The following is a 25,214-nucleotide window of genomic DNA, read 5'->3' on the forward strand; positions in this document are numbered from 1 at the left end:
ACGCCCACCGCAACGCGCGCGCCAAACAATCCACCCACTGTTCCGTCATGTCGTCGCGAAGCTCCTTACGAATCCACCGGAACGAACCAGGGTGGCGTGGGAATAGCAGCACGGGCCTACCCGGAACCCCGGGCTCGAGACCGTCGATGGTCAATAGCGGCCAGTCGAGCTGGGGTGACGTCGGATAGTTCTCCCGCAGTGCAGCTTTCGCGTCATCCCCAAGCCCAATCGCCAACCGGGGTCGGACGATGTCGAGTTCCGCACTGAGGTACGGCGCACAATTGGCGACCTCTTGGGGAAGCGATGCGCGATTGTTTGGAGGGTGACAGTGCACGACGTTGGTGATGTAGAGATCGATCTTGTCGATCTGCGCGCGGGCGAATGCGCGGTCGAGGTGTTTTCCGCTTCCGCCGTAGAACGGCTCTTGCTTGGCCATGCATGGACCACACAAGCTCTGTCCGACAATGACCACTCGCGATCTGACCGAACCGTAACCCGGCGCAGCCTGGGTCTTGCCAACTTCGTTTAGTCCGTTGCACCGCGTGCAAGCTTTGATCCGGTCGGCCAACTCGTCGTGGCGGCGTTGACGATCGTCTTGCATTGCTTGTCCCCCATACTCCGGAGCGCAATTGTGACTCAAGCTGGCGGATGATCACGTTCGCACAGACGACCCTGCGCCATGATGGTAGGCAACCTAACCCGTACGGGAGGCACCATGGGATCGGCTGCCGGATATACCTGCTCGGCGTGTGGTTATCGCGCTGACGGTGTTGTCGACGACTTCAGCTTCGGATTTCGCGGCGATGTCATGGCGGCGGTCGTCTGCGCTGAGCACGGTCTGGTTTCTGCCGACACCGGGATCAACGTCATGGACGGCGATATGCCTGCCCACCCCAGGGCACCACTTCGCCTGCCCTGAATGTGGCGTCATCTGCCCGCTGTGGGACCGCAAGTCGTGCCCGCGATGTGGGGTGCAACCGCATCCAACGAAGCTCGGAAATCATGTGGGATTGACCGGCGACGTCGGCTGATTCCGCGTTCAACAAGGGTCGACACGACCATCGGCAGGTGCACACTAGTTAGATGCAGGTATTCGAGCCCACCGTCGTCGCGCCCGCGCCACCACCCCCACAGCGGCCGCAGCCGTCGACATCATTGCAACCGGCATGATGGCGCCCGAGCCGCGCCGCGCGTTGCACGGCCTATCGGACGTGCGCGCTTTCTTTCACACCAACGCCGTTCCGCTGTACTTCATCTCGCCGACCCCATTCAACTTGCTAGGCATCGACCGCTGGATACGAAACTTCTTCTACCTGACGTACTTTGACTCGTTCGAGGGCACGCATTCCCGCGTGTTCGTGCCGCGGCGGCGCGACCGGCTTGATTTCGACTCCATGGGGGACGTCTGTAACCACTTGCTGACCGATCCTGAGACGCTCGACTTCATCGCGGGCCGAGGGCCCGGCGCCAAGGCCTGCTTTGTGATGCTGGACGAGGAAACTCAAGCCCTCGCGCGGAAAGCGGGTCTGGAGGTCATGCACCCCGCGGTGGAGCTGCGCAATCGGCTGGGCTCCAAGACCGTCATGACGCGCCTGGCCGACGAGGCAGGCGTACCGAGCGTGCCGCACGTGATGGGACGGGCCGGCTCCTACGACGAGCTAATGGCGCTCGCGCAAAGCGCCGGATTGGGAGATGACCTGGTCATCTCGATCCCATATGGCAATGCCGGCAGCGGGACGTTCTTCGTGCATGGTCAGCGCGACTGGGACGAACATGCCAGTGACCTTGCCGGGCAGCAGGAATTCAAAGTCATGAAGCGCATCCGCAATGTCGAGGTGTGCATCGAGGGTGCCGTGACCCGCCATGGCACCGTGATCGGCCCCGCGATGACGAGTCTCGTCGGCTATTCGGAACTGACTCCGTACCGGGGCAGCTGGTGCGGCAATGACATCTGGCGCGAGGTCCTTCCGCCGCACCAGACCCACGCCGCCCGGGAAATGGTGGGCAAGCTGGGCGATATCCTGAGCCGCGAGGGTTACCGAGGCTACTTCGAAGTGGACCTGCTGCATGACCTGGACTCCGACGAGCTCTACCTAGGCGAAGTGAACCCGCGCTTGTCCGGCGCGAGCCCGATGACGAACCTGACCACCGAGGCCTACGCGGACATGCCGCTGTTCCTCTTTCACCTGCTCGAGTACATGGACGTGGACTACGAGATCGACGTCGGTGAGATCAACTCGCGCTGGGAGCGGGGCTATGGCGAGGACGAGGTCTGGAGCCAAGTGATCATCAACGAAACCTCAACGGATATCGAACTTTTCACCGCGACGCCACGGACCGGCGTGTGGCGGATCGATGACGACGGTCGGGTGTCCTTTGCGCGGTCCGCCAACGACTGGGCGACGTTGCTCGACGGGTCCGAGGCCTTCTACATGCGCGTCGCCGCGCCCGGCGACCTACGCTCCGAGGGCGCCCAACTCGGCGTACTCGTCACCCGCGGACACCTGCAGACCGACGACTACCGGCTCACCGAACGCTGCCAGCGCTGGGTCAAGGGCATGAAGGCGAAATTCGTCTCGACACCCCTGGCGCCGGCCTCGCCGATCGTCTCGCGGCTCGTCGCACGGGCGTGAGCAGTCGCGTCCCTGCCGGTATCTCACTGGGAAACTGGCTATCGGCGCCGTATTCGCATTGGTCGTTCCAGCACGTCGAAGAGTTCGTGCCAACCGCGGTGATCTCGCGCGGGACCGATCGGGTCGCGGCGTTGCCTGCAGCCAGCGCTGCGGTAGCCGAGATTCCGGTGATCGCCACCGACCGGCCGGCAACCACCGTTGGCGCGGTGATGGCAACCACCGCTACCGACGGCTGGGCGGTCGCGCACCGCGGTTCGATGGTCGCCGAGGAATATCTCGGCGGCATGCGGCCCGAGACCCGGCACCTGGTGTTCTCGGTCAGCAAGTCGCTGGTGGCGGCGGTGGTCGGTGCGCTGCACGGGGACGGCGCGATCGAGCTCGACGCGCCCGTCACGGCGTACGTTCCCGCCCTGGCGAACTGCGGCTACGCCGGTGCGACGGTCCGCAACCTGCTGGACATGAGATCGGGTATCGCATTCTCGGATGACTACCTCGACCCGGCCGCGGAGATACACGTCCTCGAGCAGGCAGTCGGGTGGCAGCCCAGAAGCAGTCCGGACGTGCCCGCCACGCTGTACGACTATCTGCTCACCCTGCAGCAAAAGTCGGCGCACGGCGGTCCGTTCGCGTATCGCTCGTGCGAAACCGATGTACTCGGCTGGATCTGCGAGGTCGCCGGCGGTCAGCGGATGCCCGAACTGATGTCGGAGCTGCTCTGGAGCCGCATCGGCGCCCGATGCGACGCCACCATCGGCGTTGACGCCGCCGGCACCGGGTTCTTCGACGGCGGTATCACCGCGTGTCTTACCGACATGGTCCGGTTCGGGTCGCTGTTTCTGCGGGACGGTGTCTCGTTGACCGGGCAACAGGCGGTGCCGGCGACCTGGGTGGCCGACACCCTGGACGGCGGTTCCGCCTCGCGTCAAGCGTTCGCCGCCAGCCCGGACAACACCGAACTGCCCGGCGGGGCGTATCGCAACCAGATGTGGTTCCCCTACCCGGGCAACAACGTCATGATGTGCCTGGGCATGTGCGGTCAGATGATCTACATCAACCGCGCAGCGGAAACGGTCGCCGCCAAGTTGTCCTCGCAGCCGCCTTCTGCAGAATCGCACATGCTGGAAACGCTGCGCGCATTCGATGCGGTGGCACGCGAACTGGCCGGCGTCACTCGTTAGCCCAAGGCCACGGTCGAAATAAAGCCCGCCGCAACCGATTACCCGACTGGTAGCTTAACCAGCTATGGGTGCTTTGGATGGACGCGTTGCCTTGATCACCGGCGGAGCTCGCGGGCAGGGCCGCGCACATGCGTTGGCGCTGGCCGCCGAGGGTGCCGACATCGTGGTGGCCGATGCTCCCGGCGCCATGGCGGACCTGACCTATCCGCTTGGCACCGAGGACGACTTACGCGAGACGGCAAAGCTGGTCGACGAGCTGGGTCGGCGCTGCGTGCCGCTGACCGTGGACGTGCGCGATTCGGCCGCGGTCAACGCCGCGGTCAAGCAGACGGTCGCCGACCTGGGCAGCCTCGACATCGTGGTGGCCAACGCCGGAATCGTCAGCACCGGCCCCCTGGACGAGGTCAGCGACAACGTGTGGCAGCAGCTCGTCGACACCAATCTGACCGGGGCGTTTCACACCCTGCGGGCGGCCATCCCGATGATGCGGCAGCAGAAATTCGGGCGGGTCGTGGTGACCTCGTCGATGGGCGGCCGGATGGGCATCCCCGACCTGGCCGCCTACAACGCCACCAAGTGGGGCGTAATCGGTCTGGCGAAGTCCGTTGCCCTGGAGGTCGCCAAGGAGGGCGTGACGGTCAACGTCGTCTGCCCGACCACAACGCAAACACCGATGGTGCAACCCACTGGCGGTGACGACATCCCGGACGATCTGGTGCGCCGGATGATGAAGGCCAACCCGATACCTCAACCGTGGCTGCAACCCGAGGACGTCAGCCGCGCAGTGCTGTACCTGGTCACCGATCCCGGCGTGATCACCGGCAGCGTTCTCGAGATCGGCCTCGGCGGCAGCGCGCGCATCCACTGACGGATGCCATCAAGCGTTGACGAGGGACTCATCTTTTTTGTCGGCCGGCGCAGGCCACGGTGAGGGCTTCGGGCGTTGTCGAACGATCTGCGGCCACCAGAACCATTTGCCCAAAAGCGCTGCGATAGAAGGCGTCATCAAAGACCGCACGATCAGGGTGTCGAAGAGCAGCCCGAGCCCGATGGTGGTGCCGACCTGGCCGATGACCGTGAGCTGACTGACCGCCATCGTCATCATCGTGAAGGCGAACACCAACCCCGCTGAGGTGACCACCGATCCGGTACCGCCCATCGACCGGATGATCCCGGTGTTCAGCCCGGCGTGGATTTCCTCCTTGAACCGCGACACTAGCAACAGGTTGTAGTCGGCGCCCACCGCAAGCAGGATGATCACCGACATCGCGAGCACCATCCAGTGCAGCTCGATGCCGATCAGGTGCTGCCAGATGAGAACGGACAACCCGAACGATGCTCCCAGCGAGAGCAAGACGGTGCCGACGATCACCGCTGATGCGACGACACTTCGCGTGATGATCAGCATGATGATGAAAATCAGGCACAGCGAGGCGATTCCGGCAATCAGCAAGTCGTAGTTGCTGCCGTCTCCCATATCCTTGAACGTCGCTGCCGTACCACCGAGGTAGATCTTCGAGCCCTCCAACGGGGTGCCCTTCAGCGCTTCCTTCGCTGCGTGCTTGATCGCGTCGATATGCGAAATACCTTCTTGCGTCATCGGATCACCCTGGTGGCTGATGATGAAGCGCACGGCATGCCCGTCAGGCGAGATGAAATTCTTCATCCCCTTCTTGAATTCGGCGTTCTTGAAGGTCTCCGGCGGCAGATAGAACGAGTCGTCGTTCCTCGACTCATCGAACGCCTTACCCATCGCTGCTGAGTTCTTCTGCGACTCCTTCTGCTGATCCTGCAACCCTTTCTGGGTCGAGTACATCGTCAGCATGGTGGTCTTCATGTCCTTCATGTTGGTGATCATCTCGGGCATCAACGCCGTAAGTTGAGGCATGAGTTTGTCGAGATTGTCCATGATCGGCAGCAAGCTTTCGATGTCGTCGGTCATCGTGTCGATACCATCGAGCCCGTCGAAAACCGATCGCAGCGACCAGCACACCGGGATGTCGAAGCAGTGCTTCTCCCAGTAGAAGTAGCTGCGAATGGGCCGGAAGAAGTCCTCGAAATCGGCCATGTGGTCTCGCAATTCGGCGACATCGATGGTCATCGAGTGCATCTTCTGAACCATCGCGTGCATGTCATCGGACATCTGCTTGGTCAAATTCTGCATCTTGACCATGCTGTTGATCGTCGAATCCATCATGGTGGCCTGGTGGAGCATGTCGGCCATCTGGTCTTCCTGGTACTTCTGGTTCAGCTGCTGGGTGACGCCCTGCATGCTGATCTGGAACGGGATCGACGTGTGCTCGATCGGGGTGCCCTCAGGCCGGGTGATGGCCTGCACCCGACCGATGCCGGACACCCGGAAGATCTCCTTGGCGATTTTGTCGATGACCAGGAAGTCTGCGGAATTCCTTAAGTCGTGGTCACTTTCGATCATTAACAGCTCAGGATTCATACGCGCCTGGGAAAAATGCCGGTCGGCGGCCGCGTACCCGGCGTTCGCCGGCAGGTCGGCGGGCAGGTAGTTGCGGTCGTTGTAGTTGGTCCGATAGCCCGGCAAGGTGAGCAGGCCCACCAATGCCAGCGCGATGCTCGCGATCAGGACCGGCCCCGGCCAGCGGACGACGAGAGCGCCGATCTTGCGCCACCCGCGGATACGCTGCGTTCGCTGCGGCTCGAGCACGCTTCGGAAGCGCGATGCCACCGAGATCACCGCGGGCCCAAGCGTTAACGCCGCCGCGACGACCACCACCATGCCGATGGCCAACGGAATGCCAAGCGTTTGGAAGTAGGGCAGGTTCGTGAAGTGCAGGCAGAAGGTCGCGCCGGCGATGGTCAGACCCGATCCGAGCACCACATGGGCGGTGCCGCCAAACATGGTGTAGTAGGCGTCTTCTCGTGATTCCCCTGCGGACCGGGCTTCTTGATACCGACCGATGAGAAAGATCGCGTAGTCGGTGGCGGCCGCGATCGCCAACGTGACGAGCAGGTTGGTGGCGAACGTGGAGAGCAGGATGATCTTGTGGTAGCCCAGGAAGGCCACCATCCCGCGGGCGGCGGCGAGCTCGAACACGACCATCGCCAAGGTGAGCAGCACAGTCACCACCGAGCGGTAGACCAGCAGCAGCATCGTGATGATCACCAGGAAGGTGACGGTTTCGATCACCTGCAGGCTGCGGTCGCCGGCGATGTTCTGGTCGGCGGTCAGCGCGGCAGGTCCGGTCACGTATGCCTTGACTCCGACGGGCGCCGGCACGCTTTTGACGATCTGCTGCACCGCCTCGACAGACTCGTTGGCCAACGCCTCACCCTGGTTGCCAACCAGGTAGACCTGGACGTAAGTCGCCTTGCCGTCGTTGCTCTGCGCGCCCGCTCCGGTCAGCGGATCACTCCACATATCCTGGACGTGCTCAACGTGTTTCGTATCAGCATCGAGCTTCTTGACCATCTGGTCGTAGTACGCGTGCGCATCGGCGCCGAGCGGCTTCTGACCCTCCAGAACGATCATCACCGAGCTGTTGGATTTGTACTCGTGGAACACCTCGCCCACGCGCTTGGTGGCGACTACCGACGATGCGTCGTCCGGGCTCATCGACACCGAGCGCATCTTGCCGACCGCCTCCAACTGCGGCACGACGACGTTGAGCAAAGCGATCAATGCGATCCAGCCGATGATGACCGGCACGGCGAACGTGCGGATGAATCGCGGGATCCTCGCCCGGGCAGAGTGCCTGGGCGCAATGGGGATCTCGTGAGTGTGGGCGTCGGGAAAGCCAGTGCTCATGCTGATTTCACCATGCAGAAGGTCAGGGCGTGCACGCCGTCGGAGGTTTTCTCGTCCTTGACTTCGTTGTCGACGGTGATGCGGCAGCCGAGGATGTCACCGTCGCTCTGCGCCGACAGCGTCGGGAACACCGACGGCGCGGTCGTACTCAGTGTCAGCACCCAAGGCAGTGGCGCACCGTCAAGCCGCTGCGGCTGCGCACTCAGATCCAGGTAATTGACGTTGGCGCGATGGGCCGATCCAAAGACCTCGTATGTGACGATCTTCGGTTTGAACGGCTTGGAATCGTCGAGTCGCGGAGTCGTGATGACGCCGGTGTCGTGGGCGCCGAAGAACGACTTGACCCGTGTCACCGCGAAACCTCCGACCACCACGACCATGACGATCAACAGCGGTAACCATGCGTTGCGGAATACCTTCGCTAGCTGCACCCAGTACATGATGTGTACTTTTTGCAGATTGTGCAAGTTAAAAGATTAGTCGATCTAAACTAGCTGGTAAAAATGCTGTTGACCAGCGCCGCGGCGCGCTCCACATACGGCATCGGCGTGTCGTCGGCACCCTTCGGTTCACTGCTTGACCAGCTTTCGAGGCCCGAGCGGATAGCCGTGATCGCCAGTGCCGCGATCAGTGCCGATATCTCGTCCTCAGGACCCATCGCCTGACGACGGGAGACCATCTCGGTCAGGTGGTTCTGGAAACGCTCCAGGTCAGCGAGAAACGCCGACAGCACCGCGGGAACGGTTTTGGCAAGTTCCAGCATCGCTTCAGCCTGTTCGCGCTCCGGCGGCACATCGCGGATGTGGTGTGCCGCAAGGGTTATCAGTTCTGCCAGAACCACGGAATAGGGGGCTGGTCCGGCGGCGACGAATTCTTCGACCAACTCAGCGGGGATGTCCGAGGGGCCGTAGGCGATCGCGGACTCTTTGTTCGGGAAGTAGTTGAAGAATGTGCGGGTCGAAATTCCGGCTTCGTTGCAGATTCCTTCGACAGTCACCTTGTCCCAGCCGCGTTCACGCGCCAGTCGCAAGGTCGCACCGCGGATGTCCGCGCTGGTCTCGCGCCGACGCCGCTCGCGCAGGCCCATTTGACACGCCATCTAGCAATAGTTGCACATAATGCAAACATTGCAGTCGAAAGTCGTCGACCGCTTAAGCGGCGGACTTCTCCAGGATGTGCACACCGCATGCCGAGCCCAGACCGATCACGTGCGCCAGTCCGACCTTGGCGTTCTCGATCTGGCGGTCGCCGGCTTCGCCGCGAAGGTGATGGCAGATCTCCCAGATGTTGGCGATACCGGTGGCCGCGATGGGGTGTCCCTTGGACTGCAGGCCGCCCGAGACGTTCACCGGGGTCGAGCCGTCGCGCCACGTCGCGCCCGTGTTGAAAAAGTCTGCGGCCCCGCCCTTTTCGCACAGCATCAGGTTGTCGTAATGTACCAGCTCGGCGGTGGCGAAGCAGTCGTGCAATTCGACCAGATCGAGGTCGCTCGGGCCGATACCGGCCTGCTCATACGCCGTCGCGGCGGCATTGCGGGTCAGCGTGTTGACGTTCGGCAAAACCTGGCAGCCATCCTCGAACGGGTCGGTGGTCAAGACGGAGGCCGCGACTTTCACCGCGCGCTTGCGTTGCTGCAAGGCCAGCGACTTCAACGTCTCGCCGTTGCACACCACCGCTGCGGCGGCGCCGTCACAGTTGGCCGAGCACATCGCCCGGGTGTTCGGGTAAGCGATCATGACGTCGTTCATGATCTGCTCGAGAGTGAACTTCTTCTGGTAGGCCGCGAGCGGATTCAACGTCGAGTGGGCGTGGTTCTTCTCGCTGATCTTGGCGAACAGCTCGAAACTCGTACCGCCGTATTTATGGCCGTACTCGGTACCGATCTGGGCGAACACACCGGGCATGGCCTCGGTGCCGATGCGCCCGTCGACCGGAGCGACCGCGCCGTAGCGGCCGGCCGGAGTCCAGACGTCGTTGTCCTTTTTCTTCGTTCCGGCACCGCCGAGCAGCCCCGCGCCGGACAGCTTCTCCACACCGACCGCCAATCCGTACTTCACCTCGCCGGCCTTCACGGCCATGATGGCGGTCCGAAGTGCGGTGGCCCCGGTTGCGCAGGCATTGGCCACGTTGTACACCGGGATGCCGGTCTGCCCGATCTGCTTTTGCAGCTGCTGCCCGATCCCCGCGTTCGCGGCCATCAGGTTCCCGGCGGCAATGACGCCGATGTCGGCCATCGTCACCCCGGCGTCGGCGAGCGCGCCGGTCGCCGCCTCGGCCGCGAGGTCGACGGTGTCCTTGTCGGGGTGCTTGCCGAATTTGGTCATCCGGATCCCGAGAATCCAGATCTCGTCGCTGGCGCTCATGGTGGGTTGCTCCTTCGTGAAGTGGGAAGTGGATCGTCAGTTTGCAGGTTCGAAGCCGAAGCCGATCGCCTCGGTGCCTACCGAGTCGGTGCCGACCGAGAATGTCGCCAGCCGCACCTTCATCCCGTCGCGGATGTGCTCAGGATCGGGCTCGACGTTGACCAAATTGGCGCGTACCTGAGTGCCGTCGCAGTCGACCACGGAAGCGACGAACGGGGTGGGAATGCCAGGCGCGGCAAAAGTCACGATCGTGAACGCCCGCACCGTCCCCTCGGTCATGACCGCAACGGTTGCAAAGTCGGATGCGAAACAACGGGCGCAGGCATTGCGCCGATCGAAAAAACGGGCGCCGCAGTTTGTGCATTCCTGCGCGACCAGGTGCGCATCACCGTCGTCGAGCACCAGATATTCGACCAGTGGGACCTGCCCGGCCATAGCTACCTCCGTTATATGTCGTACCGACCGTAGCGCTCGCGGATCAGCTAGAACATATGCCGGTATCGCGGCGGACTCTACCGACACACCACCCGGGGCAATGCGGTGGGCGCGATCCGGTTCGAGAATCACAGCGCCACAGAAGGATTGCAGTTGGTTTAGTTCGAGACCCCCATGGGTACAACGCAGGAGCGCAGGCCACGACGCACCCCTGAGTGCTGTCCGGCCGCCTCGGTTGAAACACGCAGCTGACGCATATGCAGTTTTCTGAGCAGCCACGTCGCAGCGTGGACCGGCACGCGTGGCTGACAGAGGCGTGTTCTCACATGAAGTGAGGTGGCCCGATGGGCATGGCGATCGTCGCGTTTCCCGGCGGCGGGACAACCACGATCTTGGGCACCCTCCCGGATGGGGAAATGCCGTCGTTCCTGGTCGTCTCGGTCCCGGCGCGATTCACCGGTTGAACTAGGGAGGGACATCGAATGTTATTGGTAGGCAACAGCGGACGACGAAGCGGCGAGGCCAAACCGCTGGCTGAGCACGCGCTCTACGACGTCGCGCACGGTCGGTTCGAACGCTCACTGTCCGGGCTGACCGCGATTTCCGCCGTCGTCACGACGGCGGAAATCTATTTCGAGCACTACAAGGCCAGCTTCGGCAACAAATGGATGTGGAGCCCGATCGTGGTGACCCCGCCTGTGGTCGTCGCCGGAATCGGCGGCGTGTTCTCGCGGCGCTGGGCCAAGCGTTGGCTGCCGATCACTGCCGCCATCTACACCGCCAACGGCCTGATGGGCGAGTATCTGCACGCACGCGGCGTTGCACGCAAGCCGGGCGGGTGGAAGAACGCCTCCTACAACGTGCCGATGGGGCCGCCCATCGCGGCGCCCGGGCTGATGTGCATGGTCGGGGGCATGGGGCTGCTGGCGTCAGTCCTGCGCCGCGAAAGCTTCCGGGGATAGGCCCGATGGCCGACACCTCACGTCCCGACCACCTGCCCAACCTGCGCGCGGACGGCAAGCCGCCGCATCCGTCCTGGCTCCCCCGCCAGCGCCGCGGCACCACACCGCAAATGATCGGGCGCTACCCCGATTTCGATGTGCTGGAAACCGCCGACTGGTGGGATGACGCCACCAAGAAGGTGGTGCTCGCGCGGCTGGAACCACCAGGCCCGCTGCGGTTCTTCACCGCGCAGGAGGAGCCGTGCCTGCGGGCGTTCTGTGACACGGTGCTGGCGCAAGACACCGAACCGCGGGTGCCGGTGGCCGAATCCGTCGATTCGAAGCTCGCCGACGGGCGGCTTGACGGCTACCAATATGCCGACATGCCCGATGACCGTGAGACGTGGCACCTGGTGCTGCGCGCACTCGACGAGACCGCGTCCGACCGCTACGGCAAGACATCGTTCGCCGCCGCCGAATCCGGCACCCGCGAAGAGATTGTCGACAAGTTCTCGCAGGGCAAGCTGGACGGCGGGACCTGGGAGCGACTGAACGTCAAGCGCGCCTGGTCGGTGTGCATGCGGGCGACGTTGGCGGGCTTCTACTCCCACCCGTGGGCCTGGAACGAGATCGGATTCGGCGGCCCGGCGTATCCGCGTGGTTTCATGCGTCTCGGCGGTGCCACCGGGCCGGCCTCGGTGCGCGAACCGTTCGAGACCCGCGGCGCCACCGACGAGGACCCGGTCCGCGTGGTCCAGAACGGTGAGTTGTGATGGGCGATCGACTACGGGGCCTGCTCAAAGGAGCGGTCGGACCGAAAGACAACGATTCCCGGTACCTGCTCGACCTGCATTCACGGGCGCTGCCCGGCGAAAAGACCATGCGCCGCTATCGCGACGACGACGAGGTGGACCTTGTCGTCGTCGGGGCCGGTGCGGGGGGCTCTGTGCTCGCGCAACGGCTGGCGCGGGCCGGCTGGCGGATCGTGATACTTGAGGCCGGCCCGTTTTGGCATCCTGACGAAGACTGGGTCTCCGACGAGGCGGGCTCTCACACCCTGTACTGGACACAGAAGCGCATCCTGGGCGGCGAAGACCCGATCGAGTTGGGTAAGAACAACTCCGGGCGCGGTGTCGGCGGCTCCATGGTGCACTACGCCGGTTACACCCCGCGGTTCCATCCCAGCGACTTCGAGACCTACACCCTCGACGGCGTCGGGGCGGACTGGCCGATCTGCTACGACGACATCCGTCGCCACTACGAGACCATCGAGCTCGAGTTACCGGTGGCCGGCCAGAACTGGCCCTGGGGTTATCCGCACCGTTACTCCTTTGCACCACATCCGGTTTCGGGCGCGGCCGCCAAACTCTGGCGAGGCGCGATGCAGCTCGGCATCGAGATGCGGGTGGGACCTGTCGGTATCGTCAACGGCACTTTCGGCAATCGTCCGCACTGCATCTACCGCGGCTATTGCCTGCAGGGCTGCAAGGTCAACGCCAAGGCCAGCCCCTACGTCACGCACCTGCCCGACGCGCTGACCCACGATGTGGAAATACGTGCCAACTGCATGGCCGCCCGCGTCGAACTCGACGAAACCGGCACCGCACGAGGGGTGGTCTACTACGACGAGGCAGGTGGGACACCGCACCTGCAACGTGCGAAAGCCGTTGCGATCGCCGGCTATTCCATCGAAACCCCCCGGCTGTTGTTGAACTCGGCCAGTCGACTCTTCCCGAACGGGTTGGGCAACAACGACGATCAGGTCGGCCGCTATGTGATGGTGCAGGGCGCCACCCAGTCCGCGGGCCGGTGGTCCGAAGAGGTGCGGATGTACAAGGCGCCTCCGCCGGAGGTGTCCTCCGAACAGTTCTACGAGACCGACGACTCCCGTGGATTCGCCCGCGGCTTTTCCATCCAGACCATCTCGCCGCTGCCCATCGGCTGGGCCGAACACATCCTCGCCGAAGGTCATTGGGGGCGCGCAATGCGAGAGTACATGCGCGACTACAACCATTGGGCGACCATCGGCGTGCTCAACGAGCTGCTGCCGCGGCCGGACAACCGGGTCACCCTGGCTCAGGAGACCGACCCGTTCGGCATCCCGGTAGCCCGGTTCGACTACACGCTCTGCGACAACGACAAGGCCAACATGGCCTACTCCACCAACGTGATCAGCGATATCTTGCACTCGGCCGGTGCCCAGGACGTGCTCACCATCCAGCGTTTCGCCCACCTGATCGGCGGCGCCCGCATGGGGACCAGCCCGGAGAACTCGGTGGTCGACTCCGATCACCGAATGTGGGGCGTGCCGAACCTGTTCGTCACCGACGGCTCGGTCTGCCCGACGCAGGGTTCGGCCAATCCAGCGCTGACCATCATGGCGCTGGCTTCGCGGCTCGCCGAACGGATGGCGAACGGCCGAATCGGCACCGGCGCGGCGAGGCGGCCGTCGAAGGCAGGGGCCCGTGGCTGACCGTACGATCGACGTCGAGGCGACTTTCTCACCCCGGGTGCTGCGGGAGTACGCGCTGCTCGCCGACGGCGAGCGGGGAGCCCTGATCGGGCCACAAGGCGACATCGCATGGATGTGCGCGCCGCGGTGGGATTCCGACGCCGCCTTCTCCAACCTCATTGGTGGCGGCGGCGTTTACGCGATCACGCCGACCGACGCGCGGCATGTGTGGGGCGGCTACTACGAGCCGCGTACCCTGATCTGGCGCAACCGCTGGATAACCCGTGACGGCATCGTGGAATGTCGTGAGGCGCTGGCCTTTCCCGGCGATCCAGACCGGGTGGTGCTGCTGCGGCGTCTGATGGGCTGCCGCGGGACCGCGCGGGTGCGGGTGCTGCTACAGCCGAGCGCCGCGTTCGGCAAGCACGGCCCCGGCCGGCCGAGCGTCGACGACGGGATATGGAGCGGGAAGTCGGGACCGTTGCGGTGGCGTTGGCTGGGCGGCCGGGATGCGCGCGCCGTGAAATCGGCGCATGGCAGCGGGGACCTGCTCATCTGCGACGTCACCGTCGACGAGGGCCAGCAGCATGATCTGGTGCTGGAGCTGTCTGAACGCACACTTCCCGACCCGCCGCCTGACCCCGACATCGCCTGGGACGCAACCGAGGCCGCCTGGCATCGCAGTGTGCCCGAGCTGAATTGCACCATCGCCCCGCGCGACGGTCGGCACTCCTACGCGGTGCTGCGCGGACTGACCAGCAGCGGCGGCGCCATGGTCGCCGCCGCCACGATGAGCCTGCCCGAACGCGCACACACCAATCAGAACTACGACTACCGCTACGCCTGGATCCGGGACCAGGTCTACGCCGGTCTCGCCGCGGCGACCGTAGGAGAAGCCGAATTGCTGGACCGCGCAGTCGAATTCGTCGGCGCCCGGCTGCTCGAAGACGGCCCGAACCTCAAACCCGCCTACACGATCACCGGTAGTAGCGTGCCCGACGAAGAAGCCCTCGACCTGCCCGGCTACCCCGGCGGTACCGATAAGATCGGCAACCGGGTCACCCAGCAATTCCAGCTCGACGTCTTCGGCGACGCGCTACAGCTGCTGGCCCGGGCAGCCAATGCCGATCGGCTCGACGCCGAAGGTTGGCGCGCCGTGCAGACGGCCATCAGCGCGATCGAAAAACGTTGGCGCGAACCGGATGCGGGGATCTGGGAAATCGATGACGAGCATTGGACGCAGTCCCGCCTGGCGTGTGTGGCCGGGCTGCGCGCCATCGCCAAGGTGGCCGGCGGCAGTTCCGAGGTAGCCCCCTGCGCCTCGCTGGCCGACGCGATCCTGGCCGACACGGCAGCCACCAGCCTGAACCCGCACGGCGGCTACTGGCAACGGAGCCCGCGGCGGCCCGGGGTCGACGCCTCGCTGCTGCTGGCGCCCGTGCGCGGCGCCGTGCCGGTCGACGATCCGCGGACCCGAGCCACGCTGGACGCCGTTCGGCACCAGCTCAGCGAGGACGGGTTCGTCTACCGCTTTCGGCACGACGAGCGTGACCTCGGCGACGCCGAAGGTGCCTTTCTGCTTTGCGGATTCATGATGGCGCTCGCCGAACATCAACTGGGCCATGCTCATTGCGCGATGCGCTGGTTCGAACGCAATCGAACCGCCTGCGGGCCGCCGGGATTGTTCTGCGAGGAATACGACGTCAGGCAGCGCCAGCTCCGCGGCAACCTCCCCCAGGCATTCGCGCACGCGCTGATGCTGGAGTGCACGGCGACGCTCGCCGATGACGCGGTCCACCACGACTGAGCACCGGCCCGAAGGAAAGGCAATTCTGCGATGACACAGACCGTGGTGATCACCGGAGCCAGCGCCGGCATCGGCCGCGCCACCGCCCAGCTGTTCGGGCGGCGCGGCGCGAACGTTGCCCTGCTTGCCCGCGGCGCCGCCGGGCTGAAGGGCGCGGCCCGCGACGTCGAAGCCGGCGGTGGAAAGGCGCTGGCCATCCCGACCGACGTCGCCGATTATTCGGCCGTCGTCGCCGCGGCCGACGAGACCGAGAGCGTCTTCGGCCCCATCGACGTCTGGGTCAACGTCGCGTTCACCTCCGTGTTCGCGCCGTTCAGCAAGATCACCGCCGAGGAATTCAAACGGGTGACCGAGGTGTCCTACCTCGGTTATGTGCACGGCACCATGACGGCGCTGGCCAAAATGCGGCCGCACGGCCGCGGCACCATCGTGCAGGTCGGCTCCGCGCTCAGCCAACGTTCCATCCCGCTGCAGTCGGCCTACTGCGGCGCCAAACACGCCATCAACGGGTTCACTGAATCGGTGCGCTGCGAGCTGCTACACGAAGGCTCGCAGGTGCGGATCACGGTGGTGCAGATGCCCGCGGTCAACACGCCGCAGTTCTCCTGGGTGCTGTCCCGTCTTCCCCGGCATCCCCAGCCGGTACCGCCGATCTACCAGCCTGAGGTTGCCGCCCGTGGCGTGGTCCACGCCGCGGATCACCCTGAGCGCAAACAATATTGGGTGGGTGAGAGCACCGCGGTCACGCTCGTCGCGCAAAAGTTCATCGCGCCGTTGCTGGACCGCTATCTGGGCCGTACCGGATACGACTCGCAGCAGACCGATGAACGAGTGAACGGCCAACAGCCACAGAACCTTTGGCAGCCGGTGGATCAGGAGCCCGGCAGCGATCACGGCGCCCGCGGAGGCTTCGACGACGACTCTCATGCCCGCAGCCCGCAACTGTGGTTCTCCCACCATCCCTTCGCCGGGTGCGCGGGCGCGGCAACCCTCGGAGTGGGCACTTTCCTCGCGGCGCGCGGGGCCCGCCGGCGGGCGCTATGACCGCGTTGGCGCGGGTTGTCTACGGGTTGGCGCTGATCGCCGTTCCGAACCCGCTGTTGCGCATGGTGTCTGGGCAACGGCCTACCGTCCGGGAGCGAGCGCTGACCCGCATCCTCGGTGCACGCTTGCTCGCGCAGGCGGCGGTGACCGACGTCCGGCCCGACGCCGTGAGCGTGGCGCTGGGTGCCGGAACCGATTTCGTGCATGCCGCCACGATGCTCGTCTGGGCGGTTGTTGACCGCCGATCGCGGCGGTTGACCCTGATGAGCGCCGCGATCGCCGGCCTTTTCACCGCCGCGGGGGTAGCGCAGGCCCGACGGACTCCGGCGGTCGCGTCCGCCTCGGAGACCGGGCGACTGCTCAACGCCCTCGTCCGTCTTCGTCACCAGCTGCCGTCGCCGTCGCCCGCTACACGCTGCCCAGGGCCGTGCGCGCCGCGTTGATCAGTTAGGAGATCCAGATGCCGGCAGACCCTTGCATCGACGAGGTCACCGCGCGGGCCTACACAATTCCGACCGACGCACCGGAGGCCGACGGTACGTTCGCCTGGTCGTCCACCACGCTCATCGTCGCCGAGGTAACAGCGGGCGGCCGCACCGGAATCGGCTACACCTACGCCACCGCGGCATGCCGCGAGCTGATCAGCGGCCCGCTTTGCGGCGCCGTCAAGGGACACCTCGCCCTCGACGTCACCGGCGCCTGGCAGTCCATGGTCAAGGCGATCCGCAATAGCGGGCGGCCGGGGCTGGTCTCCTGCGCGATTTCGGCGGTCGACACCGCGCTGTGGGACCTCAAGGGCAGGCTGCTGGACATGCCGGTGTGTCGACTGCTCGGCACGGCACATCACCAGGTGCCGATCTACGGCAGCGGCGGGTTCACCAGCTATGACGAGCACGCGACTCGGGCTCAACTCGAGCGGTGGGTCGATACCTGGAAGATCCCCCGTGTGAAGATCAAGATCGGTGAGTCCTGGGGTTCCGACGAGCGTCGCGATCTGGATCGAATTGCGCTCGCGCGTAACGTGATCGGGCCCGACACCGAACTGTACGTCGATGCCAACGGTGGTTACCGGCGCAAGCAGGCCGTCCGCGTCGCGCACGCCATGGCCGAGCACGACGTCACGTGGTTCGAGGAACCCGTCTCCTCCGACGACCTCGCCGGACTGCACGAGGTGCGCGACCAGGTCGCTGCCGACGTCACCGCCGGCGAGTACGGCTACGACCTCGCCTACTTCAACCGGATGCTGGCCGCCGAAGCCGTCGACTGCCTGCAGATCGACGTCACCCGCTGCGGCGGCATCACCGACTGGCTGCGCGCCGCTGCCGTGGCCGCCGCGTACAACGTGGACGTCTCCGGGCACTGCGCCCCGAACCTGCATGCGCACGTCGCCGCCGCCATCCCCAACCTGCGGCACCTGGAGTACTTCCACGATCACCACCGCATCGAGCACATGCTTTTCGACGGTGCGCTGTCCCCCGAGGGAGGGGCATTGCGGCCGGATCAGCACCGACCCGGGCTGGGAATCGAATTCAAACACGGCGACGCCGAGCAGTACCGGGTGAGCTGACCGGCGGGCCACGCGTCCAGCGCATGCATGGACCCACGCAAAAACGGGAACTGATAGGCCAAAAGCGAGCAGAGCAGGTGCAGGAGAACGCGCGATGGCTGTGAACTTCGACGATCAAACCGCTGTTCGTCGCGGAGGGCAGGTAGCAGGCGATGGTTCGGGGCCACCGCCCGAGGCGCCGACGTCCGACGTCGTCGCCGAACAGGAACTGGGCGCGCTTGACCTGGTGCTCGGACTGGGCGAGCCGCAGCGGGTCGGCAGATTCAGCTTCTTCGTCGAGGGCCAGCGGTGGGAGTGGTCGGATGCGGTCGCGCGCATGCACGGCTACCGGCCGGACGAGGTAGAGCCCACCACCGAACTTCTGCTGCAGCACAAACATCCCGAAGACCGGGAACGTGTCGCGGCCATCTTGGACCACGTGCGGAACGGAAAGCCGTTCAGCAGTCGGCACCGCATCATCGACGCGGCTGGACGCACCCGCTGCGTCGTCGTCGCGGGTGACCGAATGGTCGACGGCAACGGTGCTCTGATCGGCACGTCGGGCTTCTACATCGACGTCACCGATTCGCTGCAGAGCGACATCACCAACGTCTTGGAGGCGGTAGCCGACGCCCGCGCTCGCATCGAGCAGGCCAAGGGCGTACTGATGGCCGCCTACGGCATCGCCCCGGAGCACGCCTTCGACATCCTGGTGTGGCGGTCGCAGGAATCCAACCTGAAGCTCCGCGATCTCGCGGCGCGATTTCTGGTCGCCGTCGCCGGCAAGATGTCGAGCGATACCCGAAGCCACGTCGACCAGGCTCTACTGACGCTCGAGTAGTTACTCGTTCTCATTTGAACACGTTGTGCGACAACCAAATACGATCAGACCACCAGGCGAGGTTCGACAAGCCCGGTCCGGGGCAATGCAGCGACATGGCCACCGTGGATCCCATCGCCGAACCATGGGGAGCGCGCACCCCATATGGATCCGGTCAACGCCATGCTCAAAGAACTCTCAGCGCAAGTGCTGGTTAGCTAGCCGTTCGACTAAGTTTCCGCTGGCCGTAGCCGAATTGTGATGGATGCTTTACCGAATTGCTAACGCGCCCTTGCACTTCCAATATGAGCGGGGGCCCTAAGATCGTTATTACAACTCTGTCTACTAAAAGGAACTGGCGCATGCGGGCGGTCTTTCGGTCTGTTGTTGTGGTGGTCGGGATCGCCGGTTCGGTCGTCAGCGGGCCGCCCGGCATCGGTCTGACGTCGTCAAACCAGTCAGACGGGTTCGGTGTGGCTTCGGTTCGGCCGGCGGCGGGTCAGATCGTGGGAGTGGCCCACCCCGTCGTTGTGACGTTCCGCGCGCCCGTCGTCAACCGGCACACCGCCGAGCGGATCGTCAACATCACCTCCGCACCATCGATGACCGGGAAGTTCGAATGGATCGATAACGATGTCGTGCAATGGGTTCCGGACCGATACTGGCCGGCCCACAGCACAATAGCGTTGTCCGTCGGCGGCCTGTCGACGGATTTCAAAACGGGCCCTGCCGTTCTCGGCGTTGCCGACATCTCAGACCACACATTCACCGTGAGCGTCGACGGGGTCCGGACGGGGCCGTCGCCTGAATTGCCGGCCCCACACCACCAACCGCATTGGGGCGAGCCTGGTGTCATGCCGGCCTCGATGGGTCGGCCACACTTTCCGACGCCAGTCGGCGTTTATACGGTCATGTCCAAAGAGCGCACGGTGATCATGGATTCGAGCACCGTCGGCGTTCCGATCACCGATCCCGAGGGCTACCGGACGCCGGTGGACTACGCCACCCGTATCAACAGCCGCGGGCTTTTCGTGCATTCGGCGCCGTGGGCTGTTCAGGCGCTGGGGCGCGAGAACGTCAGCCACGGCTGCATCAGCCTGAGCCCCGCCGACGCGGAATGGTATTTCAACACGGTCAACGTCGGTGACCCGGTGGTGGTCAAGGAGTAGCGCGCCGGCGACCGATGCCGGAGGCAACGTTCTTCGTGTACAAAGGTTTTCGCCTGACAAAAGATCACGCCCCCAAGCTCGGCTCGGGGGCGCGACCTTTAGTCGGGAGTACTCGTCACTCGGCAGGGCCGGGCGGCAGCGGCTGACCGGGCACCGGTCCGGTTGTCGGTGCCGGGCCTGTCAGCGCACCCTTGCCTCCCGCCGCACCGGCCAGGTCGGTGAGTACGGCACCCGGCACCGGAGCACCCGCCGGGCCTAGCGCAATCAGTGGAGCGCCAGCCGGAATGGGCGCTGGCAGTGGCGCACCGGCAGGGATCGGAGCACCAGCCGGGATCGGAGCACCCGCGGGGATCGGAGCACCCGCGGGAACTGGGACGCCGGCAGGAACCGGTGCAGCCACTGGCGCACCGGCCATGTCAGCGATCGGCGCGCCCGGAACGCACGCCGCCGAACCGCCGGCGGCTCCAACCGCACCACCGGCGACTGCCGGCGCACCGACTTCGCCCGCCGCGCCCTGCATGCATGCGTAGCCGCCGGTAATCAACGGAGCGGCTGCCGCGTCCGGGCTCAACGCTATTGCGGCGCTGCACAATCCCATGCCGGCAACGACTTTGATGTTGAATCGGTCGAAGGTTGCCATCGACGTCAACTCCCTCGTTCATGCTCGGGTATTTCCCGCAATTCGCTAGGTGCTGCAGTAGCGCAAAGCCGCACCGGGGCCGCGTTCGACGGCCAAGTCATTTTTAATAGACCTATGTTCAACACACACCACGCCACACCGGACCGTTTCCAAATAGAGACGTTTGGCCCGCAACAGCGGGGGTACGGGGGCGCAGCGATGAACTCGGACCGATCATAACCGTCGCCGGAAACGCGTACCACACTTGATGTTTGGGCGATAACGAATTGGTCACGTCGCTGGGGCTGAACCGCGCTGCGGCGCAAAGAGAAACGAGGCGCATGATGGCTTCCACACTGAAAGACTTGCTCGACCTCGACGTGGCGTGTTCGTCAAGACGGCCGACGCCGACTACAACGAATCGTTCTCGTTGGGCCGCGTTGACGCGGTCAGCGAACGTAGACCTCGCGGCCGGTCGGATATCCCCCGCCGTGGGTGGTGATGTGGACGTGGTCGTAATGGCCGTAGCCGGATCCTGCGGGGCCGCTGGGCGTGTAGTACGTGCCGCGCCAGATCGCATCCTGCAGCGAGAACTTGGCCGCATTCTTGAGGGCGAACGAGACGATCTGGTTTCCGAGCGCTATGCCGGCGGCGCTCGAGGCGTTGGGGATCATGATGTCGATCGCCAGACCTTCGGGATGCCACCTGAGCGAGTCCGGTCGGACGCCGCCGATGTTCTTGATCTCCGGGAACAAGGCACTGATCGTGCGAGCGACCAGGATCGTCTTGACCTGCAGGCCGTGTTCCGGAGCGATATCCGCGATCAGCACGTTCGGGGCGTCCTTCGAGACGGCCCGCCATCGCGACGCGCGTGATGCGGGCGCCATCTCACCGGGGACATCGGTGGCGGGTACAGCGGACGCGGACCACGACGCGGCGGTCGGCGCAGCGGCCGTGAGCTGCAGATGGCAACATGCTGACGCGTCGTCAGCTACCGAATCAGCCTTGCCGTGGTGGCCGTGTGAGTCGGCGCCGCAGCCGAGGGCAAAGATGGCGGCCGCCGGGGCGATGACTGCAGCCATCACTACCGGCGACTTTCGCCCAGTACTGGCTAACTCGTGACGACCCACGGCGAGCAGCTTACGAGCAAATCACGAAATAGTCACGATCAGATAAAGACACCGCAGGTGACGGGGCCCGCGACGCGGTCTCGACATCGGCCAACTGCTCGACTCGGGACCGCTACAGGTGGCTCGACGCGAAATCCGCGGCCTGGCCGACCATGCCGTTCACCGGGTAGGACGCGTGCGCGAAACTCGGCAGCCCGCCGGCATCACCGTTGCAGATCGTGTCGCCATCGGCGCACAAGTCGAGAGTCTTGGGCGCATACAGCGGGCCGATGGCGACTACCGGCGCACCGTAATTCTGCAGCCACTGCGTCGACGGTTTCCCGAACAGCGTGACCGCGGCGACGTGGTTGGCGATCTCCGGCGGCATCGGCTTGGGCAAGAACGCAACGTACTCCTCGGGCACACCCTGCGGGACGGACGCCGAAGTGACGAAACCGGCAACGGCCGCGCCCTGGGAGTAACCGCCGAGCACGATCCTGGTCTTGGGGCAATTCGCCGCCGTGGCCTCGATGTGGGTCATGGCGTCTCTGATTCCGTCGAGGACGCTCTGGGCGAACTGGATGCGGTCGGAGAAATCGCTGCTGGCTTCGTAGTTGACCGGGTACACGTCGAGCGACTTGGGACCGATAGCTGTGCGCAGCGCCGCGACGAACGGCTCCCCGATCCCGCCGACACCGGGTGGTTCGCCGGTGCCGCGGGCGAACACCGCCTCGGCGTCCGGGCACGGCTGTGCAGCGGCGACTGGCAGCGGCGCGCTCAGCAGCCCGCCGACAAGCACCAGTGCTGTGATAAGGACACGACCGAGTTGGCGTAGACGCATGGACAACATTGTGGCTTACGGAACGCGAACGTGCCGCAGCGAGGTGACCACGCAACGGCTTACGGGGCCTCGTCCGAATCGTCCAAGACGCTGACGGCGATGCCATACGGCAGGAACCGGACTTTGCGCGTCGCGTCGGTGCTGTTCTGGTTTGCCCGCAGCGCCTCGAGTTCGGAGGCGTATACCTCCTCGACGCGGGCGCCGCCGTCGGCGCTGACCGTGTAAATCGCCCATACCCCGTCACCGGCTTCGCCGGTGGTTTCCGGCCTGGTCCGGGTGCGCCGCGCCAAGTCCTCGAAGAGCGACGACCATCCGGCCCGGTCGCCGGGCACGGTGAGAAACCGGCCCACTCCCTCGAACGCGTCCCGAAGCCCCTCGGTCGCGTCGCGGATCACATTCTCGAAATCTTCCGGATCGAATCCGAACCGACCGTTGTCGTCCATTGCGGCCTCCTGGCAGCTCACACCGAATACACCCAGTGTGCGCATTTCGGGTGGCTCACGCCACGCTCAGTAGCCGTACCCCGGGTTCATGTAGGGATTCTGCGGCGCGTAGGGGCTCTGCTGGTACGGATTCTGCTGGTAGGGGTTCTGCTGCTGATATGGGTTCGGTGGCTGCTGAGTCGCCCCACCTTGGCCTTCGGGCACCTGAACCGGTATCGGCACCGGCACAAAGGGCAGGTTCAGATAGGTCGTGGTCATCACCACCGACGGCGCGGTACTCGTCGTCGGTGGTGGTGGCGGCGGTGGCGTCGTGCTCGGGGTGGTGCTGCTCGTCGCCTGCGGAGTTGTGGTGGTCGGCTGCGGCACGGTGGTCGTAGCCCGCGCCGTGGTTGACGGCGGTGGTGGCTCATACGACTCGGTCACCGGCGCAGGTGGCGGAGGCGGCGGCGCCTCGCTGGTAGGTGGCGGGGCGACGATCGGCGACGGCTCCGCGCTGGCCGGAGGCGGCGGCACCGGGCTCGGCGACGGTAGCTGCGAGCTCAGTGGTGGCGGTGGCGGCGCCATCGTGGTGCTGCTGGGTAGCGTTGGCGCGCGGTTGGTGCTGCTGGTCAACGTGAAGGCGACGCCGCCGATAGCGATCATCGAAATCAGCGCGGCAAGTCCCAGGAACAGCTGCGGCAGGCGAAATCCGCGGCCCGGCGGGTCGACCGGAGCGGACTTCGGCAATTGCATCAGTTGCGAGGGCGTCGACCGGTTGTCGTCGATGTCGTAAGGCTCGCCCGTGTAGAGCACCGGCTCGCCGTCGTCCGAATCGTCGGCCTGCGACCAGGCCAACTCGTGGATCGTCTCCGACGGGTCGTCGAGAAAAGAGCCGGCGGTCGGGATGCCGAATGTGCCGGTGGGCGTCCCAAGTGCGTCCGTGGGCGCAAGGAAGCGACCGGTTGTGGCCAGACCGCTGGTCGAGGTGGCGAAGCTGCCGGTGCCGGCACCCACCAGCGCAGCCATCGTCGTTTCTTCGCGCTCCTGGGCTTGCTGCTCGATCGGCTGCCGGGAGGAGAGCATCACCGCACCAACCGCCATCGCGAATCCGGGCTGCACGGCGGTGACCACCGATGCCTTGGTGTGGGACGAAAGACGCTGGGCGACAACGGGAATCTTGGACACACCACCGACCAGCGCCACCGCAGCGAGATCTTTACGGCGAACCTTGTTGCGGCGCAACATGTCGTCGAACGCGGCGAGCAAACCGTCGAGCCGCTCGTCGAGCATGCTCTCCAGCTCGGCACGGCTCACCTCGAGGCGGGTCTGCTGCCCGGGCAGGTCGATGTTCAGCTCGGCCACTGTCGCACTGGACAGCCGTTCTTTGGCCAGCCGGCATTCTTCACGCAGACCGGCGAATTGCCCGACGACGGCGGTGCTGGCGGGATCGGCGCCGTTGCCGCGCCCCGCACCGTCCAACGCGTGCACCATCAGCCCCTGGTCGAGCAGGTCGCCGGAGAAATCCGGGTAGCGCAGGGTGTCGGCGATGGGTGTGAAATCAGCCGAAGCGTCGGCCAGCGTAATGCTGGTGCCACTTCCTCCGAAATCAAGAAGCGCGACAACTCCATTGGCAGGAAGCCGCGCATCGGAATTCAACGCCGTCAGCGCGGCAACGGAATCCGGCACCAACCGCGGCGCAACAGCGCCGTGAACGAAGTCGGCGTGAGTGCTCAGCGCGTCTTGCAGGCCCCGCAACGCCGCCGGTCCCCAGTGCGCGGGGACGGCGATGGTGAGATTCGACTTCGATGCCTTGCCGCCTGTGGCGGTGATCAACGCATCCAGCGCCTCGACAAGCAACAGCGCCGGGTCATGGGTCGAACCGTCGGCGGACTTCAAAGCGTTTGATCCGCCGACTCGCTCAACGAAGCCGGCCATCAGCGTGCCCGTGTCGGCTGAATCCGGGTTCGCTGAATCTTTATCAGGCAGGCCTAATTCCGGCGCGCGATCCGGGAAAAGGGTCAGCACCGCGCGACGCGACACAGGCGGCTTCCCGC

Annotated in this window: 24 protein-coding genes; 13 read left to right on the forward strand and 11 right to left on the reverse strand. The window is 65.1% G+C overall.

Features of this window, described 5'->3' with window-relative positions:
* A partial coding sequence (locus VGG53_RS08575; RefSeq protein ID WP_331517661.1) for a uracil-DNA glycosylase family protein occupies nucleotides 1–472 on the reverse strand: 472 nt, incomplete at its 3' end.
* A gap of 243 nt (nucleotides 473–715) precedes the next feature.
* On the opposite strand from VGG53_RS08575, the gene VGG53_RS08580 reads away from it, so the two are divergent.
* The 4 genes from VGG53_RS08580 to VGG53_RS08595 all read left to right on the forward strand — a co-directional run bounded on the left by VGG53_RS08580 (nucleotide 716) and on the right by VGG53_RS08595 (nucleotide 4,679).
* Nucleotides 716–919 carry a hypothetical protein gene (locus tag VGG53_RS08580; protein ID WP_331517621.1) on the forward strand — a complete coding sequence of 68 codons (204 nt, stop codon included), beginning with the start codon at nucleotides 716–718 and terminating at the stop codon, nucleotides 917–919.
* Between the two features lie 247 nt (nucleotides 920–1,166).
* Nucleotides 1,167–2,633 (forward strand): biotin carboxylase, encoded by a 1,467-nt coding sequence (locus VGG53_RS08585; RefSeq protein ID WP_331517622.1) that lies wholly within the window; start codon nucleotides 1,167–1,169, stop codon nucleotides 2,631–2,633.
* On the forward strand, nucleotides 2,630–3,811 hold the full coding sequence (locus VGG53_RS08590; protein ID WP_331517623.1) for a serine hydrolase: 1,182 nt from the start codon (nucleotides 2,630–2,632) through the stop codon (nucleotides 3,809–3,811). Before VGG53_RS08585 ends, VGG53_RS08590 begins: the two co-directional genes overlap by 4 nt.
* 64 nt (nucleotides 3,812–3,875) lie before the next feature.
* Nucleotides 3,876–4,679 carry a mycofactocin-coupled SDR family oxidoreductase gene (locus VGG53_RS08595; RefSeq protein WP_331517624.1) on the forward strand — a complete coding sequence of 268 codons (804 nt, stop codon included), beginning with the start codon at nucleotides 3,876–3,878 and terminating at the stop codon, nucleotides 4,677–4,679.
* A gap of 9 nt (nucleotides 4,680–4,688) precedes the next feature.
* Here the strand turns inward: VGG53_RS08595 and VGG53_RS08600 are convergent, their stop codons facing one another.
* Genes VGG53_RS08600 through VGG53_RS08620 form a run of 5 tightly spaced genes read right to left on the reverse strand, consistent with a single transcriptional unit; the run spans nucleotide 4,689 to nucleotide 10,390 of the window.
* Entirely contained in the window at nucleotides 4,689–7,592 is a 2,904-nt protein-coding gene (locus VGG53_RS08600; protein ID WP_331517625.1) for an MMPL family transporter, read from the reverse strand.
* Complete coding sequence (locus VGG53_RS08605; RefSeq protein ID WP_331517662.1) at nucleotides 7,589–8,032, reverse strand: MmpS family transport accessory protein; 444 nt, start codon at nucleotides 8,030–8,032, stop codon at nucleotides 7,589–7,591. Before VGG53_RS08605 ends, VGG53_RS08600 begins: the two co-directional genes overlap by 4 nt.
* A gap of 50 nt (nucleotides 8,033–8,082) precedes the next feature.
* A complete protein-coding gene (locus VGG53_RS08610; protein WP_331517626.1) occupies nucleotides 8,083–8,691 on the reverse strand; it encodes a TetR/AcrR family transcriptional regulator in 609 nt (202 codons plus the stop codon).
* A gap of 52 nt (nucleotides 8,692–8,743) precedes the next feature.
* Nucleotides 8,744–9,955 (reverse strand): thiolase family protein, encoded by a 1,212-nt coding sequence (locus VGG53_RS08615; protein ID WP_331517627.1) that lies wholly within the window; start codon nucleotides 9,953–9,955, stop codon nucleotides 8,744–8,746.
* Between the two features lie 36 nt (nucleotides 9,956–9,991).
* Nucleotides 9,992–10,390, reverse strand: a complete 399-nt coding sequence (locus VGG53_RS08620; protein ID WP_331517628.1) for a Zn-ribbon domain-containing OB-fold protein — start codon at nucleotides 10,388–10,390, stop codon at nucleotides 9,992–9,994.
* Between the two features lie 482 nt (nucleotides 10,391–10,872).
* Between VGG53_RS08620 and VGG53_RS08625 the strand changes: the two genes are divergently transcribed.
* The 9 genes from VGG53_RS08625 (at nucleotide 10,873) to VGG53_RS08665 (ending at nucleotide 20,169) form a co-directional block, all read left to right on the forward strand.
* Nucleotides 10,873–11,352 (forward strand): hypothetical protein, encoded by a 480-nt coding sequence (locus VGG53_RS08625; RefSeq protein ID WP_331517629.1) that lies wholly within the window; start codon nucleotides 10,873–10,875, stop codon nucleotides 11,350–11,352.
* Between the two features lie 5 nt (nucleotides 11,353–11,357).
* Nucleotides 11,358–12,104, forward strand: coding sequence for a gluconate 2-dehydrogenase subunit 3 family protein (locus VGG53_RS08630; RefSeq protein ID WP_331517630.1), 747 nt, complete (start codon nucleotides 11,358–11,360; stop codon nucleotides 12,102–12,104).
* Nucleotides 12,104–13,804, forward strand: a complete 1,701-nt coding sequence (locus VGG53_RS08635) for a GMC family oxidoreductase (protein ID WP_331517631.1) — start codon at nucleotides 12,104–12,106, stop codon at nucleotides 13,802–13,804. The genes VGG53_RS08630 and VGG53_RS08635 overlap by 1 nt, the downstream gene beginning before the upstream one ends.
* Nucleotides 13,797–15,590, forward strand: a complete 1,794-nt coding sequence (locus tag VGG53_RS08640; protein WP_331517632.1) for a glycoside hydrolase family 15 protein — start codon at nucleotides 13,797–13,799, stop codon at nucleotides 15,588–15,590. Before VGG53_RS08635 ends, VGG53_RS08640 begins: the two co-directional genes overlap by 8 nt.
* A gap of 30 nt (nucleotides 15,591–15,620) precedes the next feature.
* Nucleotides 15,621–16,634, forward strand: a complete 1,014-nt coding sequence (locus VGG53_RS08645) for an SDR family oxidoreductase (protein WP_331517633.1) — start codon at nucleotides 15,621–15,623, stop codon at nucleotides 16,632–16,634.
* Nucleotides 16,631–17,077, forward strand: coding sequence for a hypothetical protein (locus VGG53_RS08650; protein ID WP_331517634.1), 447 nt, complete (start codon nucleotides 16,631–16,633; stop codon nucleotides 17,075–17,077). The genes VGG53_RS08645 and VGG53_RS08650 overlap by 4 nt, the downstream gene beginning before the upstream one ends.
* Before the next feature lie 17 nt (nucleotides 17,078–17,094).
* Nucleotides 17,095–18,201 carry an enolase C-terminal domain-like protein gene (locus VGG53_RS08655; RefSeq protein ID WP_331517635.1) on the forward strand — a complete coding sequence of 369 codons (1,107 nt, stop codon included), beginning with the start codon at nucleotides 17,095–17,097 and terminating at the stop codon, nucleotides 18,199–18,201.
* Nucleotides 18,202–18,295: 94 nt separating this feature from the next.
* Nucleotides 18,296–19,021 (forward strand): PAS and ANTAR domain-containing protein, encoded by a 726-nt coding sequence (locus tag VGG53_RS08660; RefSeq protein ID WP_331517636.1) that lies wholly within the window; start codon nucleotides 18,296–18,298, stop codon nucleotides 19,019–19,021.
* A 341-nt stretch (nucleotides 19,022–19,362) separates the two neighbouring features.
* Nucleotides 19,363–20,169: a L,D-transpeptidase gene (locus VGG53_RS08665; RefSeq protein ID WP_331517637.1), complete on the forward strand. Its 807-nt coding sequence runs from the start codon at nucleotides 19,363–19,365 to the stop codon at nucleotides 20,167–20,169.
* Nucleotides 20,170–20,284: 115 nt separating this feature from the next.
* Here the strand turns inward: VGG53_RS08665 and VGG53_RS08670 are convergent, their stop codons facing one another.
* The 5 genes from VGG53_RS08670 to VGG53_RS08690 form a co-directional block, all read right to left on the reverse strand.
* Nucleotides 20,285–20,809: a hypothetical protein gene (locus VGG53_RS08670; protein WP_331517638.1), complete on the reverse strand. Its 525-nt coding sequence runs from the start codon at nucleotides 20,807–20,809 to the stop codon at nucleotides 20,285–20,287.
* Between the two features lie 428 nt (nucleotides 20,810–21,237).
* Complete coding sequence (locus VGG53_RS08675) at nucleotides 21,238–21,918, reverse strand: hypothetical protein (protein ID WP_331517639.1); 681 nt, start codon at nucleotides 21,916–21,918, stop codon at nucleotides 21,238–21,240.
* Between the two features lie 112 nt (nucleotides 21,919–22,030).
* Entirely contained in the window at nucleotides 22,031–22,738 is a 708-nt protein-coding gene (locus tag VGG53_RS08680) for a cutinase family protein (protein ID WP_414688920.1), read from the reverse strand.
* 59 nt (nucleotides 22,739–22,797) lie between these two features.
* Nucleotides 22,798–23,181: a hypothetical protein gene (locus VGG53_RS08685; protein ID WP_331517641.1), complete on the reverse strand. Its 384-nt coding sequence runs from the start codon at nucleotides 23,179–23,181 to the stop codon at nucleotides 22,798–22,800.
* 66 nt (nucleotides 23,182–23,247) lie between these two features.
* Nucleotides 23,248–25,200 carry an Hsp70 family protein gene (locus tag VGG53_RS08690; RefSeq protein WP_414688921.1) on the reverse strand — a complete coding sequence of 651 codons (1,953 nt, stop codon included), beginning with the start codon at nucleotides 25,198–25,200 and terminating at the stop codon, nucleotides 23,248–23,250.
* Nucleotides 25,201–25,214: the final 14 nt, after the last annotated feature.

This window comes from Mycobacterium sp. (genome assembly GCF_036490025.1).
Lineage (GTDB): Bacteria > Actinomycetota > Actinomycetes > Mycobacteriales > Mycobacteriaceae > Mycobacterium.